This window comes from Flavobacterium zepuense (assembly GCF_007097145.1).
Classification (GTDB): domain Bacteria; phylum Bacteroidota; class Bacteroidia; order Flavobacteriales; family Flavobacteriaceae; genus Flavobacterium; species Flavobacterium zepuense.
The window spans coordinates 154,751-172,835 of sequence record NZ_VJVZ01000008.1 but is presented as its reverse complement, the minus strand read 5'-3'; the positions used below and the strand labels follow the sequence as shown (position 1 = coordinate 172,835).

At 44.3% G+C, this 18,085-nt stretch carries 18 protein-coding genes; 7 read left to right on the top strand and 11 right to left on the bottom strand.

Translation table 11 applies throughout. The features are described 5' to 3' along the window. Positions 1–9: 9 nt before the first annotated feature. The gene (locus FMM05_RS13405) at positions 10–315 is read right to left on the bottom strand and encodes a DUF4134 domain-containing protein (RefSeq protein ID WP_143373908.1); all 306 of its coding nucleotides are present in this window, start codon (positions 313–315) and stop codon (positions 10–12) included. A 259-nt stretch (positions 316–574) separates the two neighbouring features. Here FMM05_RS13405 and FMM05_RS13400 point away from each other — a divergent pair, with 259 nt between their 5' ends. From FMM05_RS13400 to FMM05_RS13390, 3 genes are all read left to right on the top strand, one after another. Further along, the gene (locus FMM05_RS13400) at positions 575–1,594 is read left to right on the top strand and encodes a PDDEXK nuclease domain-containing protein (protein ID WP_143373907.1); all 1,020 of its coding nucleotides are present in this window, start codon (positions 575–577) and stop codon (positions 1,592–1,594) included. A gap of 171 nt (positions 1,595–1,765) precedes the next feature. After that, positions 1,766–2,347, top strand: coding sequence for a TetR/AcrR family transcriptional regulator (locus FMM05_RS13395; protein ID WP_143373906.1), 582 nt, complete (start codon positions 1,766–1,768; stop codon positions 2,345–2,347). Positions 2,348–2,417: 70 nt separating this feature from the next. Beyond that, positions 2,418–3,593 carry an MFS transporter gene (locus FMM05_RS13390; protein ID WP_143373905.1) on the top strand — a complete coding sequence of 392 codons (1,176 nt, stop codon included), beginning with the start codon at positions 2,418–2,420 and terminating at the stop codon, positions 3,591–3,593. A gap of 78 nt (positions 3,594–3,671) precedes the next feature. Here FMM05_RS13390 and FMM05_RS13385 read toward each other — a convergent pair whose 3' ends face one another. The 3 genes from FMM05_RS13385 to FMM05_RS13375 are packed head-to-tail and all read right to left on the bottom strand — an operon-like array spanning position 3,672 to position 5,487. Continuing rightward, complete coding sequence (locus FMM05_RS13385) at positions 3,672–4,301, bottom strand: hypothetical protein (RefSeq protein WP_143373904.1); 630 nt, start codon at positions 4,299–4,301, stop codon at positions 3,672–3,674. A 2-nt stretch (positions 4,302–4,303) separates the two neighbouring features. After that, positions 4,304–4,714: a DUF3408 domain-containing protein gene (locus FMM05_RS13380; protein WP_143373903.1), complete on the bottom strand. Its 411-nt coding sequence runs from the start codon at positions 4,712–4,714 to the stop codon at positions 4,304–4,306. A gap of 5 nt (positions 4,715–4,719) precedes the next feature. After that, positions 4,720–5,487, bottom strand: coding sequence for a ParA family protein (locus FMM05_RS13375; protein WP_143373902.1), 768 nt, complete (start codon positions 5,485–5,487; stop codon positions 4,720–4,722). Positions 5,488–6,137: 650 nt separating this feature from the next. On the opposite strand from FMM05_RS13375, the gene mobA reads away from it, so the two are divergent. Together mobA and mobB are read left to right on the top strand one after the other, a co-directional pair. Continuing rightward, entirely contained in the window at positions 6,138–6,566 is a 429-nt protein-coding gene (gene mobA, locus FMM05_RS13370; RefSeq protein ID WP_143373901.1) for a conjugal transfer protein MobA, read from the top strand. 5 nt (positions 6,567–6,571) lie between these two features. After that, positions 6,572–7,858 (top strand): conjugal transfer protein MobB, encoded by a 1,287-nt coding sequence (gene mobB / locus FMM05_RS13365; protein ID WP_143373900.1) that lies wholly within the window; start codon positions 6,572–6,574, stop codon positions 7,856–7,858. Positions 7,859–7,879: 21 nt separating this feature from the next. Here the strand turns inward: mobB and FMM05_RS13360 are convergent, their stop codons facing one another. Both FMM05_RS13360 and FMM05_RS13355 read right to left on the bottom strand, forming a co-directional pair. Then, positions 7,880–8,794, bottom strand: a complete 915-nt coding sequence (locus FMM05_RS13360; RefSeq protein WP_143373899.1) for a helix-turn-helix domain-containing protein — start codon at positions 8,792–8,794, stop codon at positions 7,880–7,882. A 68-nt stretch (positions 8,795–8,862) separates the two neighbouring features. Then, positions 8,863–9,636 (bottom strand): SDR family NAD(P)-dependent oxidoreductase, encoded by a 774-nt coding sequence (locus tag FMM05_RS13355; protein ID WP_143373898.1) that lies wholly within the window; start codon positions 9,634–9,636, stop codon positions 8,863–8,865. Between the two features lie 237 nt (positions 9,637–9,873). On the opposite strand from FMM05_RS13355, the gene mobC reads away from it, so the two are divergent. Next, positions 9,874–11,880, top strand: a complete 2,007-nt coding sequence (mobC, locus tag FMM05_RS13350) for a conjugal transfer protein MobC (RefSeq protein ID WP_143373897.1) — start codon at positions 9,874–9,876, stop codon at positions 11,878–11,880. 147 nt (positions 11,881–12,027) lie between these two features. Next, on the top strand, positions 12,028–12,204 hold the full coding sequence (locus FMM05_RS13345) for a histone H1 (RefSeq protein WP_143373896.1): 177 nt from the start codon (positions 12,028–12,030) through the stop codon (positions 12,202–12,204). A gap of 52 nt (positions 12,205–12,256) precedes the next feature. Here FMM05_RS13345 and FMM05_RS13340 read toward each other — a convergent pair whose 3' ends face one another. The 5 genes from FMM05_RS13340 to FMM05_RS13320 form a co-directional block, all read right to left on the bottom strand. Then, the gene (locus FMM05_RS13340) at positions 12,257–14,320 is read right to left on the bottom strand and encodes a type IA DNA topoisomerase (protein WP_143373895.1); all 2,064 of its coding nucleotides are present in this window, start codon (positions 14,318–14,320) and stop codon (positions 12,257–12,259) included. Positions 14,321–14,337: 17 nt separating this feature from the next. Then, complete coding sequence (locus FMM05_RS13335; protein WP_143373894.1) at positions 14,338–15,753, bottom strand: DUF3945 domain-containing protein; 1,416 nt, start codon at positions 15,751–15,753, stop codon at positions 14,338–14,340. A gap of 76 nt (positions 15,754–15,829) precedes the next feature. Beyond that, the gene (locus tag FMM05_RS13330) at positions 15,830–16,138 is read right to left on the bottom strand and encodes a helix-turn-helix domain-containing protein (protein WP_143373893.1); all 309 of its coding nucleotides are present in this window, start codon (positions 16,136–16,138) and stop codon (positions 15,830–15,832) included. 149 nt (positions 16,139–16,287) lie between these two features. Further along, complete coding sequence (locus FMM05_RS13325) at positions 16,288–17,130, bottom strand: RteC domain-containing protein (RefSeq protein WP_143373892.1); 843 nt, start codon at positions 17,128–17,130, stop codon at positions 16,288–16,290. 71 nt (positions 17,131–17,201) lie between these two features. Further along, positions 17,202–18,047 carry a helix-turn-helix domain-containing protein gene (locus FMM05_RS13320; protein WP_143373891.1) on the bottom strand — a complete coding sequence of 282 codons (846 nt, stop codon included), beginning with the start codon at positions 18,045–18,047 and terminating at the stop codon, positions 17,202–17,204. Between the last annotated feature and the right edge of the window lie 38 nt (positions 18,048–18,085).

Sequence of the window (18,085 nt, the reverse complement as noted above, 5' to 3'; positions counted from 1 at the left end):
ATTCAGGGATTACAGGAAGAAGGACCTTAGGATGGTAGCTGCTACGATCAGGAAGATACAGGCACCAAACCAACTGGCCGCCGTTTTGCTGGTATCGGGATCGCCGCTACTGAACTTGTTGTAAACCTTTACACCGCCAATTAGGCCAACGACAGCCCCGATGGCGTAGATAAGCTGGGTCGCTGGGTCAAAATAGGATGTCACCATCTGGGTGGCCTCTGTGATACCCGCCGAGCCGTCTCCCTGGGCAGATGCCCCCAATACTGACAGCAGCAACGCTGCCGTGATCAGTACTTTTCTGTTTTGCTTCTTCATAATAGTTACCGAATTAATGTTGTTAATTACCTGCTAGTTTCAGGATTACGGCAAATGTGCAGATCAAAATGGCGCAATCAGGAAGGCGGCACTCAGTGGTGTACCTTGTCTGATTATGGTAGAGGGATTAGGTGGGGCTACGGATGTACCGTCTTTATTTATGATTACTTTTGTGTTGACATTAAAGGGGAAACCATAATTTGAAAGGTCATGTGATCCTAATGACTGCGAGAATGGGTAATTGATAAACTATCAGGAAATGGAAATAAACAGGCAGCCCAATTATATATCAGAAATAAAGCTGATACTCTCCCAAGCGCGTAGTAAGGCATATACGGCCATCAATGCAGCTATGGTGGAAGCGTATTGGCAGATAGGGAAACGCATTGTGGAAGAAGAGCAAAACGGGGCAGACCGCGCCGGCTATGGGGATACGATCCTTAAAGTGCTATCTGAAGAACTGGCCCTCGAATTTGGCAAGGGCTTCTCGCAGACAAGCCTTAAAAATTTCAAGAAGTTTTACCTGACATTCAGGGAAGTACCAAAAGGGCAGACACTGTCTGCCCAATTGAGCTGGTCGCATTATGAGCGGCTGATGCGTGTGCCCGATATCCAGGCGCGGTCATGGTACATTGCTGAAGCGGTTACCCAAAACTGGTCGGTGCGTGTTCTTGACAGGAACATATCTACCTTATACTACCAAAGGCTGCTTTCTTCACAGAAGAAAGAGCTGTCAAATGATTCCGAAGTACATGAAACCAATCCTACGGATGAATTTATAAAAAATCCCGCAGTGCTGGAATTTTTAAAACTGCCGGTCAATAAATCCTATACGGAACAGGAGTTTGAACAGGCACTGATCGATAACCTGCAACAATTCTTACTGGAACTGGGCAAAGGGTTCTCCTTTGTAGCACGTCAAAAACACATCCGTACCGATACGGCTGATTTTTATATCGACCTTGTCTTTTACAACTACATCCTGAAATGCTTTGTTATTTTAGAGCTTAAAACCAACAAGATTACCCACCAGGACATTGGGCAGCTGGATATGTACGTACGCATGTACGACGACCTGGAGCGTACCGAGGGCGATAACCCTACAGTAGGAATACTACTGTGTACAGAAACCGACAGCACCATAGCGCGGTATTCGGTACTGCATGAGAATAAGCAATTGTTTGCCAACAAATATTTAGCCTACCTGCCTACGGAAGCAGAGCTGGCAGCGGAAATAGAGCGCGAAAAGTTGGTCATCAAACAACAGTTGGGGTTATAATAAAAGCGATTAAATCTATTTTTACGGGACTAAAATTTGCAGGTACGTATGCATTAATAAGTGTAATGTAGGATTTTAGAATGTTAATAGATGCCTTTGTTACGCTGTGCTTACAATAGTTTTCATAAATTTTAAACTGGTCAGTTTAAAATTTATTATCTTTGCACCATTATGGGAAGAAACAGGGAATTTGATTATGAGCAGAAATTAGACATTGCACTGGAACTTTTCTGGGCACAAGGGTTTCATGTGACCTCTATTACTGACTTAGAGAAGCATATGGGAATGAACCGCAGCAGTATTTATCCCACATACGGTGATAAAAAAGCATTGCTTATTAAATGCTTGACTAAGTATATGAAGTCCAAAGTATCGGAATATGAAAGCATTCTAAAAGAACCCTTACCTGATGCAATTGAAAATTTAAGAAAGATATTCCGTTTGTCAGTTGATCAGAGCATCAATGAAGAAAGAACGTGCCTGGCCGTAAAGATGGCATTTGAAATCGCAGTAACGGATGAGGACATTAGACGTTTGCTGGCGAATAATGACAAGAAGATCGAAGAGATTTATTTTGAAATTTTAAAGGCCGGACAGCAGCAAGGGTGCTTCAGAGATGATTTAGATACAAGATTGACTGCCGGTTTTTTTACAGGCTCCTCAAGTGCATTATTTAAAAATTATGCATTACATAAAAACCGGAAGGCGATCTACGACATGATGGAAACATTAATCCAAATGGTCAAGGCATAACCTTGACAGCACCATTGATATCCAAATACAAATAAAAAAATTTAACCTTTTTTAAACTGGTCAGTTTATTATGAATTTAAGTGTAAATAAAAGAACGGCATACATCGGATGCCTGGGCGTAATCGGAATTATAAGTACGGAATTTGGTGTGATTGGCATCTTACCGCAGATAGCGGAACATTATAATATAACTATCGGGACCGCAGGTTATCTGCTGAGCCTATTTGCCTTGAGTATTGCTCTTACAGGGCCATTCACGGTTTTGTATGCCTCAAAATTTGATAAAAAGAAAATTATGATGTATGCCATGATACTATTCTTACTATCTAATGTATTCTCAATTTTCAGCCCGCCTTTCTGGTTGCTTATGGTTCTCCGGATACTACCCACAATGTTACACCCTGCATTCTTTTCCATGGCGATTGCCGCTGCAACAAAAGATACTACTCCCCAGATGCAGATGAGGCTTACCAGTATCATAATTGGCGGTATTGCGCTTGCACAGGTAACGCTCATTCCCTTAACCACATTTATTGCAAGCATGTACACCTGGCAACTGAGCTACGTTATTCAGGGCATGGTAATTTTAATAACATTGTTCATAATGTATAAGTTTTTACCGGCTATGATTAATAACGAGGTTAAGTCCTTTAAAAACCAATTGGGCATACTTATAAGGCCAAAGTTCATTGCAGGTACTGCTGTAAACCTTTTTCTGATCACCGCCTGGTTTTGTTCCTATAGCTATTTCGCCGACTATCTTTCGAAAGCAAAAGGCTTAAGTGCGCAGCAAATCAGCTATATGCTCTTGCTATTTGGTGTAATGGGTGTGCTTTCTAATTTTGTGGCGGGCCGTTTATTAGGAAAGTACATGACACTGACTACGCTATTTTTCATCACAGGTACGTTTTTGGTTCCATTTGCATTTCAATATACAACTGGCTCCTTACTCAGCGTAGCCCTAGTAGTCGGTTTTTGGGGAATTATGTATGGCCCCTGTTTCCTGATAGGTGTAGGTTATATGGTATCGGCTGCTCCCGATGCAAAGGAATTCGCCAATAGTTTGCAAACTTCGTTTGGAAATCTCGGCGTTTCGCTGGGTGCCGCCACCGGAGGGTGGTTTATCAATCAGTATGGGATATCAATTACACCATGGGTTGGTATTGGGTTCGGGGCATTGGCAATTATTATGATTTTATGGAGAGCCTGGCTGGATAGAGGTTTTAATGATGGTGTGCCTAAGTAAAATTTTTATTTACCTGCAATGAACTTTACCAGTACTTAGTACTGTACAGCGAAAGCACAGCCGTGAAAATGTGGAGGATTAAATATAATCCCCCACATTAAAACCATCTTCCTTGTCATTCCGCAGAAAGGAAGGACTTTTACCATGTTGTTGGGTAATACCGCTATCCAACAGCATGGCTATTCTTTTTGATGCATCACCAATTTTACTTTCGATCAATCCCAAAAGTTCAGTCCCGTCAATTTTTGAAGCTAGTGCCGCCGCTGTTTTCTCTTCTGAGGGAGCAAGCGCCTTACGCGCCAGCATCTCTTGTACGATAGCAAGTTCATCAAAAGTAATCCCCGTGGCAAAGCCATCTTCGGTGCCGGAAGCTGCGTAGTTTCGCATGTCTTCCTCTTCAACCGCTAAGTCTGGTAGCCCCTCAGCGTCATCAGACTCTTTCTGCGGAATTTCAGAAACTCGTGCTGTACCCTCATTTCTATTGTCAGAGCTATCGGTTATGCTTATATCATTTTCCGTTCTGACTTGAGCAATAGTACCGAGAGATGAATAACTGGGAGTATTTCTTGGCCTGCCTATAATATCCGGCAATCCAGCCAATGGATCTTCCTTTTGTTGTACGTTGTCTTTGTCTTTTTTCCCTTGCGTTATTACATACAGTAATAAGGCAACTGCCAGTACCAACAGGCAGATAATAATTGTTTCCATAGTTACAATATTGGCTTATACTTATCATCAAAACTTTTTTTAATCTGGTCGCCAAATTCCCTGAAATGGTATTCCAGCACATTCTCTAAATAGGAATACAGGTTTACCTTGTCTTCGCCGATAACCTGCACGATACGGGTAAGCCGCTCATGGAAATCCTGACGGATGTAAACTGATTTTCCAAGACGGGCGTTGCCCTCCGTATTTCGTAAAAACAGTGCTTCGTAGTCCCTGATGGTATTATTTCGCTGCTTTTTCTCCTTAGGTACTGAAGGCTCATTCTCAGGGTTTTGCTCACTGGCGCCAGCTTTCGGCTCAAGCCCCTCTTTACGCACACCTCCCGCCATTATAGACATCAGGTACTGCTCATCGATCTCCCCGTTGTTGCTGTTTATTTTATCGTCCCTATCCATAGCCATCATAATTTCAGCATTTCTAAAAACTCTTTGATAAAGGCATCAAGGTTACAACCCTGCATCAGCCGTTCATCAGGTGGCAATAAGGTAGATCGGAATACCGCCCTTGCATCGTGTTCACTTTCTTTCCTGAAACGCACACTGCTTGCAATAGCAGCTTCCATCAGGTTAAGCCCGAGCGACCGGATAAATTCCCCATAGGACGCATACAAAGGGGTACGCTCCCTGCCATCCACCTGGTTCCAAAAAAGGTAAACTTCTCGTATGTTGACACTTTGCTGTTTCATCAGTACATCGGTAATCAACTGGGTGAAAACCAGGGTGCTTTCCATGACCACCCGGTCAGCAATGATGGGCGTAAATACGTAGTGCATCCCAGCCAGTGCTTTAATAATTCCCGCTGAATTCACGGTTCCGGGCAGGTCAAAAAAAAGTATGTCTATGGGAACTTCTGACGAAGCGATAAATTCCCGGGCAGCTTCAAGCACGGTCTCCGCTTTTTGCTGCAGGATGGGATAGGCTTTTTTATTCAGGGCTGTGAACTGCCGGTGCGCCATTTTCTTAAACACTTCATTCCCCATAACGGTTTTCATATCCCGTTCGCGCATCTGCACCAGGCTGTACTGGGGGAAGTCGCAGTCGAATACCGCTACATCGTATCCCAGGCGGTAGTGCATCACACTGGCTACTAAACTTGTAAAAGTGCTCTTACCAACGCCACCCTTTTGGGAAGCGAAGGCTACAAATAATGTGTTGTGCTGTGTTTCCATAGTGATGTACTTAATTGTATATATGTATTTATACTGTCCTACTATTTTATGTATACCGTTATAATTGTAAAGTGCTGCGTAAATCCGTATATATGTCCCCAACTACCTACAGAACAGCGTACACCGGTATATTGATATGGGTGTATGCCCATACTGCTGTTGGTACTTTTAGACTTATATCCGCACTTGTTTACCCCTATTTATAGATACTTCAGGCCGTAGGTATATAAGACCTTACCCGCATACGGAGGTGTTGGCGTAGCTACGTAAGTACGTTCATACATACCAACGTACTTACAAAAACAAGTACAATAGTACACTGCTACTTTGCAGATTTTCTGCATTGGAAGGCACTGGCACTATACGTCTTTCTTTGGTACTGCCATTGCTATCAATGATTTGAACAACAATACTTTACTTTGTACCTAACAAAGTGATCCCTGACAAACTTAGAGAAACGGCAGGGAGCCGTTTTCATCCATGCTAACCATAATCCGTCCCGCAGGGCGGATTTTCCTTTCGAAAGAAAGGAGCAAGTTGTGTTTTGAGGCACCCAAAACTGCGCGGGTGCCCCAAAACAACTTGCCCTTGCAGGGGGCTGGAAAACACCCTCCGAAGTCGGGGTTTTGTACAACTTAAATTGGACGGATATGGAAGGAGCAGATGAAAAAAGAGGTCTTGGAGGAAGGAAGCCTAAGGCGGATCCCAGTACCCACCGGTATGTCTTTCGGTTAACCGACCAGGAAAATGCCCGGTTCCTGACGCTGTTTGAAGCGTCCGGAGTGGATACCAAGGCGAAATTTATAGTGTCCGTGCTTTTCTCAAGGGAAATAAAGGCGATAAAAATTGATGCGGCAGCGATGGATTATTACATGCGGCTGACCACATTGTACGGGCAATTCAGGGCGGTTGGGGTAAATTATAACCAAATAGTAAAAATCCTGTACCGGAATTTTTCAGAGAAAAAAGCGGCTGCATATCTCTTTAAACTGGAAAAACAAACGGCTGAATTGGCTTATTTGTGCAAACAGATCATGGAACTTACGGGAGAATTTGAAGCCAAATACTTAAAAGAATAACCGCTATGATCGCAAAAATTGGGCATGGGGCTAATATTGTGGGCGCACTTTCCTATAACCTGCAAAAGGTACATCAGGAAAACGGGCAGGTTTTATTCACTCAAAAAATGCGGGAAAGCAGGGATGGCACGTTCAACCTGGGTGATTGCTACCGTTCTTTTGAACCGTATTTAGCGGCTAACAGGAATACCGAGAAACCTTCGTTACACATATCACTCAATCCCGACCCGGCTGATAATGTAGACGATGACCGTTATATCAAAATGGCGCAGGAGTATATGAATGAAATGGGATATGGCCAGCAGCCCTATATTGTATTCAAACATACCGATATTGAGCGCACGCACATTCATATTGTTTCGACCAACGTGGACCGCATTGGAAAAAAAATACCGGACACTTTCGAGCACAGGCGCTCCATGCAGGCCTGCCGGCAATTGGAAAAAAAATACGGGTTAACGGTTCCGGCGACGGAAAGGCAGCATGATACTGGCGCAGCACTTTTTAAGCCGGTAGACTTTAAGCAAGGGAATAGTAAAAGCCAGATTGCTTCTGTGGTACGCTACCTCCCGAAGTATTACAGCTATCAAAGTTTTGGGGCATACAACGCATTGCTGTCCCTCTTTAATATTACAGCACAGGAAGTGACGGGGGAGCAAGCTGGGAAACCAAGGCAGGGTATGGTCTATTTTGCTTTGGATGCTTCGGGACAAAAAGTGAGCAATCCATTCAAGTCATCACTATTTGGTATAGGTGCAGGCCATGCGGCATTGCAGGCACACTTCGAGAAATCAGGTGAATTGTTTAAAGAGGGAAATCCGAAAGGCATTCTTAAAAATACCATTGAACTCGCAATGCACACTTCAAATAATGAAAACGGCTTTATAGCACAACTAAAAGAACAGGGCATAAATACCGTTGTCCGTCGAAATCCGGAAGGGCGTATTTATGGGATAACCTTTATAGACCATGCATCAAGGTCGGTATGGAATGGCTCACAGTTAGCCAAAGGGCTATCTGCCAATGCATTCAACCAATGGTGGAATGAGGGAATAAAGCCACAATCGGCAGACGCTGTAAAATCAATAGCAGCAATGCAAAATACGCCATCTAAAGAAAAGGCGCCGGAAGGTTTGTTTGGTTTTTTGGACAAAGAAACTAGTGGTGGCAACACTACAAAGAATCTGTTTTTAGATAGCATAGGCAGTTTATTGCCATCAGGTCAGGGTGAAGATTATGACGAACTGGCGTTTGCCAACCAAATGAAGAGAAAGAGAAAACATAAAAGATGAAATACAAGTACTGTCCGGCACTCAATTAAACGATTGCCTGAATTCTATGGGCGAGAGATTCGTCTTTGTCTTAAACAATTTACTGAAGGATTGCGAATGTTCAAAACCCAGTTCAAAAGCGATCTCACTTACGGTTAAATGGGTGGTGGATAATTTTTCCTTCGCTTTTTCTATGAGCTTCAGGTGAATGAATTGTTGCGCGTTTAGCCCTATCTGTGACCGGAGCAGGTCACTTAAATATCCGGCCGACAAATGCAATTGCTCTGAAAGAAACTGTACCGTTGGTACACCCTGATCAATCGTTTGTTGCGAAGTAAAATAGTCTTCCAGAAGGGTTTCTGTTTTTTGCAGCACATCATTATGTACCCCCTTACGGGTAATGAACTGACGTTTATAGAAACGGTTGACATAACTCAGCAACAATTCAATTTGGGAAACGATTACTTCCTGGCTGAACTCATCCACACGGGCATTGATTTCCTGTTCCATGATTTTATATACCGATAATATAATTTCCCTTTCCTGGCTGGATAAATGTAGGGCCTCATTCATCGAATACGAAAAATAACCGTACTGCCTGATTTTTTTTGCCAATGGATAGCCCAACAAAAAATCAGGATGGATAAGCAACAGGTACGCATAGGTATTACTGTTGTATTCGGTAGTGCCAACCAATTGATTGGGCGCTGTAAACAGCATACTGCCATCATTATAATCATAATAGTCCTGTCCGTATTTCAACCTGCCGCTGTTTTGCGTAATGAAGGTGATCTTATAGAAATCCAACACATCATAAATAGGTGCCATTTCCGTATTAAAAGGATTGCTTTCATTGAAATGGACCAAACTTATGAGCGGATGCTGCGGTTTGGGTAAACCAAAAGCTTCGTGGCTTTCCGATATGGAGCGAAACCGTACTATGTTTTTATTTTTCATTGTTCAAATCTAAGTAAAAAACCTATGGCGTATGTATTGGCATTGCCATAGGTTTTATGTTTTTAATACTACCAGGGAAGTGCATTATCTGTACCTGCAAAATCAGCGGGTCCGGTAAAACTTCCATTGGAAAGGTCTTCTGACAGTGCCACGCGTATTGGTTCCAATGAGCCGTGTTCCACAGTATCAGTCCCCTGAAAGTTATTGAGTGCCGTTGCCGTAAAACCGGGGCTTACCAAATGGACTTTGATGCTGGTGTTTTCGAGTTCATTCGCTAAAGACAGAAAAATGCCGTTGAGTGCCGTTTTAGATGCCCCATATACCGCGTCAAATGCTGCCCGGTACGGATTGTGGGGATTTGCATTTAAGGTAAGTGAACCCAAAGCACTGGATACGGTAACAATGCGTGCAGCTGGTGCATTTTGTAGCAATGGTAATACTGCCTGCGTTACAGCAAGTGTGCCGAATACATTGGTGTCCCATACTGTACGCAGTTCACTAATAGAAGCAATACTGGGCTTTTGGGCACCTAATACCTCTTCCATGGTACGCCCTTCTTTTCCGGCATGGGAAATGGCAGCGTTGTTAACCAATAGGGTAAGATACCCCGATTCGTCCTGAATTTTTGCTGTTGCTGCCTTAATGGACGCAGTGTCGGTAATATCCAATTGTATGGCTTTGGTATGGCTGCCGATTTCAGAGGCCGCAGCATCCCCTTTTTGCAGGTCTCTTGCTCCAACATATACTACATAACCTGAAGCGGCCAGTGCTTTGGCAACCTGAAACCCTACACCGGTATTGGCGCCTGTGACAAGTGCCACCTTCTTTTTATTCGTTTCCATAATTTTTATTTTAAAGATTTAATAGTGCAAAATTCCGTTATACTTATACGGTTGTTGTAGTCAAATCAGGAATTATCGTAGTCGAATTGAAGATTGCAAATAACGATACTTCGTGATGAAAATCCTTGAAAATAATAATCAGCACCAGCAGTGCCATTGGCTGCCATCCGCAGCCAAAATGCAATGACTACGTTGCAGACGTTTTAAATTCAAACCTGAATAGTTAACGATTTTATTATGCAGGGAGAAGATGATTTAAGGGGGTTGGCCAAGATAATGGCTTTCATGCGCGCAGTAAGTATATTACTGGTACTAATGCATTTTTACTGGTTCTGTTTTGGTTTCTTTTACGATAAAGGTTGGACATTACAACTGGTCAATAAGATACTCAAAGGCTTCCAGGAAAAAGCAGGCTTATTTTCGCAGGTCATATATTCCAAGCTTTTTGCGCTTGTACTGCTGGCGCTTAGCTGCCTGGGTACCAAAGGGGTTAAAAATGAAAAGGTAACCTGGCGAAAAATTAATGGAATGCTTGCTGTCGGCCTGCTTCTGTTTTTCCTAAATACGCCATTACTGAGGTCTTATGGCACTATGGGTGTGACCTTATATATGGTTACTACCGGCACCGGATACATTGCCCTGATGGTGTCAGGTGTATGGATGTCACGATTATTGCGGAACAACCTGATGGATGATGTGTTCAACAATGAAAATGAAAGCTTTCTTCAGGAAACACAGTTGATGGAAAATGAGTATTCGGTCAACCTCCCTACTAAATTTTACTATGATGGCAAATGGCACGAGGGCTGGATAAACGTAGTCAACCCCTTCAGGGCAACCACGGTACTGGGAACACCGGGTTCAGGTAAGTCCTTTGCCATCATCAATAACTACATCCGGCAGCATATCGAAAAAGGGTTCTCCATGTACATCTACGATTTTAAATTCAGCGACCTTTCCACCATTGCCTACAACCACCTGCTCAACAATACCCACGGGTATAAAGTGCAACCGAAATTCTACGTAATTAATTTCGACGACCCTAAAAAGAGCCACCGCTGTAACCCCATTAACCCCGATTTTATGACGGACATTTCGGATGCCTACGAATCAGCGTATACCATCATGCTGAACCTGAACCGAAGCTGGATACAGAAACAAGGGGATTTCTTCGTCGAATCTCCGATTATCCTGCTGGCAGCGATCATATGGTTCCTGAAGATCTACGACAATGGCAGGTACTGCACTTTCCCGCACGCGATAGAACTGCTGAATAAGAAATATGCGGATGTTTTTACGATCCTAACGACATATCCAGACCTTGAAAACTATCTTTCACCCTTTATGGATGCCTGGCAGGGCGGCGCACAGGACCAGCTTCAGGGGCAGATTGCCTCGGCCAAAATCCCGCTGTCACGGATGATCTCACCCCAGCTGTACTGGGTAATGACCGGGGATGATTTTACTTTAGATATCAATAATCCCAAAGAACCTAAAATACTTTGCGTGGGCAATAATCCCGATCGGCAGAACATCTATTCTGCTGCGCTCGGATTGTACAATTCAAGGATTGTAAAGCTGATCAATAAAAAAGGGCAACTGAAAAGTTCTGTGATAATCGACGAGCTACCCACAATTTATTTCCGTGGCCTGGATAACCTGATCGCCACAGCGCGCAGCAACAAGGTAGCGGTCTGCCTCGGTTTTCAGGATTACTCGCAGCTTACCCGCGATTACGGCGATAAGGAAAGCAAGGTGATACAGAACACCGTAGGTAATATCTTTAGTGGGCAGGTAGTCGGGGAAACCGCCAAGAACCTTTCCGAGCGCTTCGGGAAGGTATTGCAGAAAAGGCAGAGCATGACCATTAACCGAAGCGATAAGTCTACGTCCATTTCCACGCAGTTGGACAGCCTCATCCCGGCCTCTAAAATTTCAACCCTGACCCAGGGGATGTTCGTAGGCGCAGTATCCGATAATTTTGACGAACGCATTGAACAAAAGATTTTCCATTCGGAAATTGTGGTAGATACAGAAAAGGTAACTGCGGAAGAAAAGCGTTATCAAAAGATACCGGACATTAGGTCATTTATCGGCAAAGACGGTAAGGACACCATGAAACGGGATATAGAAGATAATTACCGCCAAATTAAACTGGATATTGTAAATATTATTGACCTGGAGTTACAAAGGATAAAGAATGATCCCGACCTGGCACATTTGATATCCACGCCAAAAAAATAAATAACGGTCTAAATTAAAGCCTGTAATCGGAAATATTCCGATTACAGGCTATTAAACTACAGCGTACTTCTGCCATTACCAAACGGATTACCCTTACCCGGATAAAAATAAAGTGCTATTTTTGCACCCTAAATTTTTAAATCCATTATGAAAGAACTAATCGAAAAATTGAGCACAGAATTTGAAGCCTTTAAAGCTGACGCAGAACTACAAGTAGAAAAAAGCAACAAGGCTGCGGGTACCAGGGCACGTAAATCATCGCTTGACCTTGAAAAGCTTCTGAAAGAATTCCGTAAGGTTTCTCTTGAGGAATCAAAAAAATAATAAAAGGCTTGCCGTATTTACTACAGCAAGCCTTTTTCAATTAAAGTAATAATCACTTTTCAAAGGCAAAAGTAACCTCGGATTGTTCATTTAGAACAAGCTTCGCAGTAAATGATTTACCTGACTTGCTTTTCATTCCCTTCAGCACGCTGGTCTGCTTGTTTTTTATGAGGTTTACAATCTCTTCATGGGATAACAATACCCCACAAACCTTCCTGAACTGCAGCCAGCCGCAATCACCCTCAGGGCATTTAACAACCTTTTCGGTTATCAGTAAATGATGCTCGTTGCACCTGGGACATAGTAGTTGGGGGACACCTTCCGTTTTAATCTGTACCTGTAACAATTCCAAAGTAACGTCCCTTGCATACGATTCTATTTTATGCTGAAAATCGTCACTGTCCAGTTCGCCTTCTTCAATACCTGCTAAAGCGAGTTCCCATTCAGCGGTCATGGTAGCCGAGCTTATCTTTTTGTCAGCTACAAGGCTATAGACCGACGCTCCTTTGGGTGTCGGCAGCAGTGCTTTGCCTTTGCGTTCAATATAATCCCTACCCAGCAAGGCTTCGATAATACCGGCACGGGTAGCTGGTGTGCCCAATCCTGCATGTTTAATAGCCTGCTTCAATTTTGGGTCGTCAGTGTCAACCATTACATGCTCCATGGCACTTAGGAGGCTGGCCTCAATATACAGCTCCGGTGTCCTGGTTTGCTTCTCAAGCAGTGAAATTCCTGTAATGCTGATTTGGTCATCCGCCTTTACTTCGGGAATGGTATCTGTTGACGCTTCAGCATCGGTGAACTCCTCCTGTATGCCGCGCCATCCGGGTTCCAGTACTTTCGATGACTTTAATTTGAAATCATAGTGCAGCACCTGCAGGCTGATATCGGTAACTTCCCGGACACAGCTTTCCGACACGGCTTCCAGCAATCGCAGTGCAATCATGTGATAAATAGTACCTTCCTTTACCGATAGCGCCGAGGGCACTTTTTCGGTAACCAGCAGGCCATGATGGTCGGTGACTTTCGCTTCGTTAACGATGTGTTTGTTAAGCCTGCCAAATTTCACCTTTGAAAGTAGCTTTCCCAGGGCAGCATCACTTTCCATCCCCCTGATCAGCCCGGGCAACTCCGGCCATAGGTCCTGGGTAATGTATTTGCTTCCGGTACGCGGATAGGTTATGAACTTCTTTTCATAAAGGCCCTGTGCGATCTCCAGCGTTTCGGAGGCGGTGAACCCAAATTTACGGTTGGCTTCCTTCTGTAGGCCGGTCAGGTCAAAGAGCAAGGGTGCCGGATCCTCCATTGTTTCTGATTCTACGCTGGTAACAACCGCATGGCCTTTACGCTGTATGGATTTTAAGGCATCTTCTGCCTGTGCCTTGTCATCCCAGGCCAAAACCGAAACGCTTTTAAAATCAATAAACGATTTTGTATGCTGCAACTGGAGCTGCCAGTATTTTTCAGGGATGAATTTTTCATGCTCGTCGTACCTTTTGCAAATTAGCCCCAAGGTGGGGGTCTGCACACGGCCAAGGGAATACACCCCCGAACCGGCGGCGATGCTAAGTGCCTGTGAAGCATTGATGCCTACCAACCAGTCAGCGCGGCTGCGGGCACGGGCGGCAAGGTAGAGGTTATCAAAATCGCTGCCTGCCAGCAAATTGGCCAGCCCGTTGTTAAGCGCCTTTTCAGTCAGGGAACTGACCCATAATCTTTCAAAGGGCTTCCTGCAATTGAGGTACTCATAAATGTAGCGGAAGATGAGTTCCCCTTCGCGTCCGGCATCTGTGGCAACAATGATACTGTCGCATTTTGTAAATAATTCCCCAATAACAACCAGTTGTTTTAATATCCCCTTATCCGGTAATAGGCGCTCTTTTCCGGAACCTTTCCTGGGGGTAAGTAAAAATGGCGATGGAATGATGGGCAGGCTTTCTTTTTGAAATCCTTTAATACCATAATCTTCCGGCAAGCCTAAGGCGACCAGATGTCCAAGTGCCCACGTTACGGCATAACCGTTGCCCTCAAGGTAACCTTCCTTTTTAACTGTTGCCCCTAACAGCGCAGCCAGTTCACGGGCCACGCTGGGTTTTTCTGCAAGTACTGCTATCATAATGCATCGTTTTGGTGTTACATTTTCCTTCCTTTACTTTTTGCAGGGGCATCCTGCTGCTCTTGTTGCTGCTGTTGTTTTCCCGCATCAGGGTCTTTCTGTCCCGCTTTTTCATTTTCCTTAGCAGTGGCAGATTGCCCGGCTTTGTTTTCCGCAGGCGGTGCCTGGGTAGCTCCGGCAGGCAGTGACTCCTCTTTTGATTTTGAGGGGTTGTTGAATGAAAAGCCTACTTTTCCGCTTTCACTGTTGTAGGTAATATAACCCTGGTACTCCTTTTGGTTTTTGTCTACAAGGCCGCTCACATAGACCGTTAACCCGTCCTTCAATTTATTATACTGGTCATCGGTAAGTTCCTTACCCCTGAACTCCCTTGGGGCTTCATCATACGTCCTGCCCTGGGATTGGCCCTGCGCAGGCTTGTTATCGAACAGGAATTCTACGTAACGTTTATCGGCATTGAACTGTACCGTAGCATCGAACGATGCACCATTCTTTGCGGTCATCCCTTCAAGCTGTAACGGTTTGCCCTCCTGCAAAACTTGTTTTTGGGCATCATCCAGTTTCACACCCTTAATTTCCTCGGGTATCTTTATCCATTCTGCCTTGTAGGCTACCAGCTCATTCGTTTTACGGTCGACACTAATTATCGAAGGGACATTCTCACTGGTCTTTTGGTTGAAAAGGTCAACGACCCTGCCCATGTTACCGGTATTTAAAAGGTTATCCTTGTCTTCTTTGGTAAATTCGTGGCCGAAAAACGGGTAGTTCAGGTTGGGTTCTTTACGGATCCCATGCATGGCTACTACAACCTGTCCTGCATCATTGGTCTGCAGGGACAGCCTGGCATCGAGTTTTGCCACAGCATCCCCCATGGTGAGGGTAAGCGGTACCGTATCGTTAGTCTTAAACCCTTTAAGCAGGGGATCCATTAAGTTCATTTTTTCAAGGCGTTCCTTGCTAATTCCTAAATTGGCGAGTGATTCCCAATTAACCTGTTCCGGTTTAAATTTGTACTCGCTTGTTTCCTGTGTTGACGGCGTTGTTTCCATAGTATTACGATTTTTAAATTGATATTCTGAATTAAGGGCGTATTTGGAAATGAGCTTTTGGGCATCTTTCCCGAGGTTGTCCAGGTGCGACTGCAGTTCAAGGGCTATATCCTTTCCCAAGGCATAGGGTACACGAAAAAAGTCAAAACGGGTCGGCTCTTTAAGCTGGCGCATGAAGTTTCCGAAGAAGTTGGTGAAGAAGTCGCCGTTCCGCTCTATACGCATAAAGTCGGGCTGTTTCTTATCGTCGATTGCCTTAGCTTTTACGGTGCCGTCCTTTGACAGACCGGTAACCCCCTTGATGGTATTCTCCTTTTTATCCAAAACGAGCATCATTTCGTTGAGCTCATCGGAAGGGTTCGGGGTGTGCACTTTTTCTGCCATAGCGAAATTTTTAGATGCTAAAACTATCCCATGCTTTTATTGTAGGGGCTTCAATGGTAGTCGCACCGGCTATTTGTCAGCCTTTGGCATTGCGCGAGTGTTGCGGCGCATGGAAGCTATCGCGGATAAACTGGTGCACATCGGAAAGCTTGTAATAGAGTTTACCGCTGATAGTGTAATAAGGCAACCTCCCCCCGGAACGGTAGCGTTGCAGGGAACGTGCACTGATCTTCAGCATCAGTAGCACATCCTGGTTGTCCAGTAATTCTTCGCCATCAATACTGTTGTGGCGTTGTTCTACCTGGATTATTTTTTCAGCAAGCAGGTCAAAGCGTTGCATTACACGTTCCATCCAGGCGTTAAATTCCATTTTGTCTATGTTCATGGCACTACGGTTTTGAATTAATACTACCGCCAAGTTTGTTATTATTGAAAACTTTATCTGCCAAGTTGTGCCAATGGGTACGTACTTTTTTTTATGTGCAGGCATAAAAAAAGCAGTACACGGGGTACTGCTGATTGAATTTCGTATTGCTATAAGCTCTTATCCATATAGTGTTCGAGCGAGTCTTTTAACTGGTCGATAAAGAGGGTACGCCGTCCTGCCCGGTCTTTCATTCGGTGAAAGGCGTGGTGGATATCGCCCAAGGGCGTTTTAAACAGCCCCTGAAAAATGAGGCCTACTTTACGTACCCCGATCTTCCCGTGGGAGATGACCCCTGAAATGTACAAAGCGTAGATAAGCTCGATAAGGGCGTTCTTGGTTCCGGTCCAGCATAAATCTTCAGGGAGGTCCATCAAGCCGTTCTGTACGGGGTTGTCAGGGTCTACACGGGACAGTAAATAGGCATACAGGAGGTCATGCGCCAAAATGCGGGCCACCAGGTGGTCGTAATAGGTTGAGAAATGGGGATCCATTTCAAAGTAAAAAATGTCGAGCCCATTAATAAAATGCAACCTGTCCCGCTGAAAAAATTCGGTGTCTTTATCCGTCCTTCCGGAGCGGTAATACCGGTAGAAATCCATATCGAGGTGCCCTGCCTCATTTTGCTTCAGGAGTTTTAACTGCCCTGAAAAATATTTACGGAACATTTTCCCTCCCTGCACCGGGCAGGTAGTCTCAATGCGGTACACATCATTATAGAAAATGAGCTTACCCATGACCTGCGGTTTTACTTCCCTGAAAAACCCGATTTCTTCAGCACTGTCCGTAAAGGGGATTTTGTTTAGATGCTCCTTAAGTGCGCAAAGGGCCTCGTGTAAGACGTTGATCATGCTTCCGGCGTGGTCAATTGCATTGCCTGCGGAAATGGACAGTTCCTGCTCCCTTGTGCTTATGTCTGAAAGTATCTTCCTGTAAAATGCAGATTGTACCATACATAATAAGTTTAAGTACACTATACCGGGGTGCGGTTAAGCGTAGGAGTTGATGGGTTGCCATGCGTAAATTAGCCTTGGTAGTCCCTTCGGTAAGCATTCGGTGTCATCGTGGTATGCTTTTTAAAAAAGCGGCTAAAGCTTCCGGAAGATCCGAAACTTAATTGTTCGCTAATGGACTCAATGCTGTCATCCGACGTTTCCAATAAATACTTAGCTTCACTGGTAATGACATCGGCAATACACATCCCGACCGTTTTTCCCGTAACCTCTCGGACGGCTTTGTTAAGGTATCCCGCGGTAACAAACAGTGCATCAGCATAAAATTTCAGGGCATGTTCCTTGCGGAAATGCTGCATCAGGAGTTTTAAAAACTGCATGGCCAATGACTCCTTTCGGGTATACTTCAATGCTCCGGTATTCGTGCTGTTATTGTACTGCCAACCAGCCTGCAAGACAAGGAGGCTTACGGCTGCTGCAAAGGATGGCTTCGAGAAACGGGAAGGGCTTGACCGTGTCCCGTAAAAATAATGCAGTAATTTCATGATGCGCAGCATGACTGCCCTGTCAAAAGTATCGGGGAACAGTTTAACGGCACCACTACTTACAAAGGCTTCTATAAAATTAAAAAACAATTTTGTGCCCATGATAAACTGCCATTGTACCTTTACGATATAGCATAAGACTTTCTTACCATATTTCAGTATCTCGTGATGCTGTTTGCTGACAGCGACAACAAATTCTCCCGACGTACAGGAAATCCGCTTTCCGTCAATTTTTAGGGTAAACATTCCGGCCTTGACAAAAATGAATAGAAAGCAACCGGGCGATACGATCCTTTCTGTCATTATAGCATCATCACTTCCACTTCCAATGTATAGCACTTCAGCGGGCATTTGTCCTAACGTAGGTTCCATAAACGGGAAATTTAGAGTTAATAAATAATGCCAGGCAA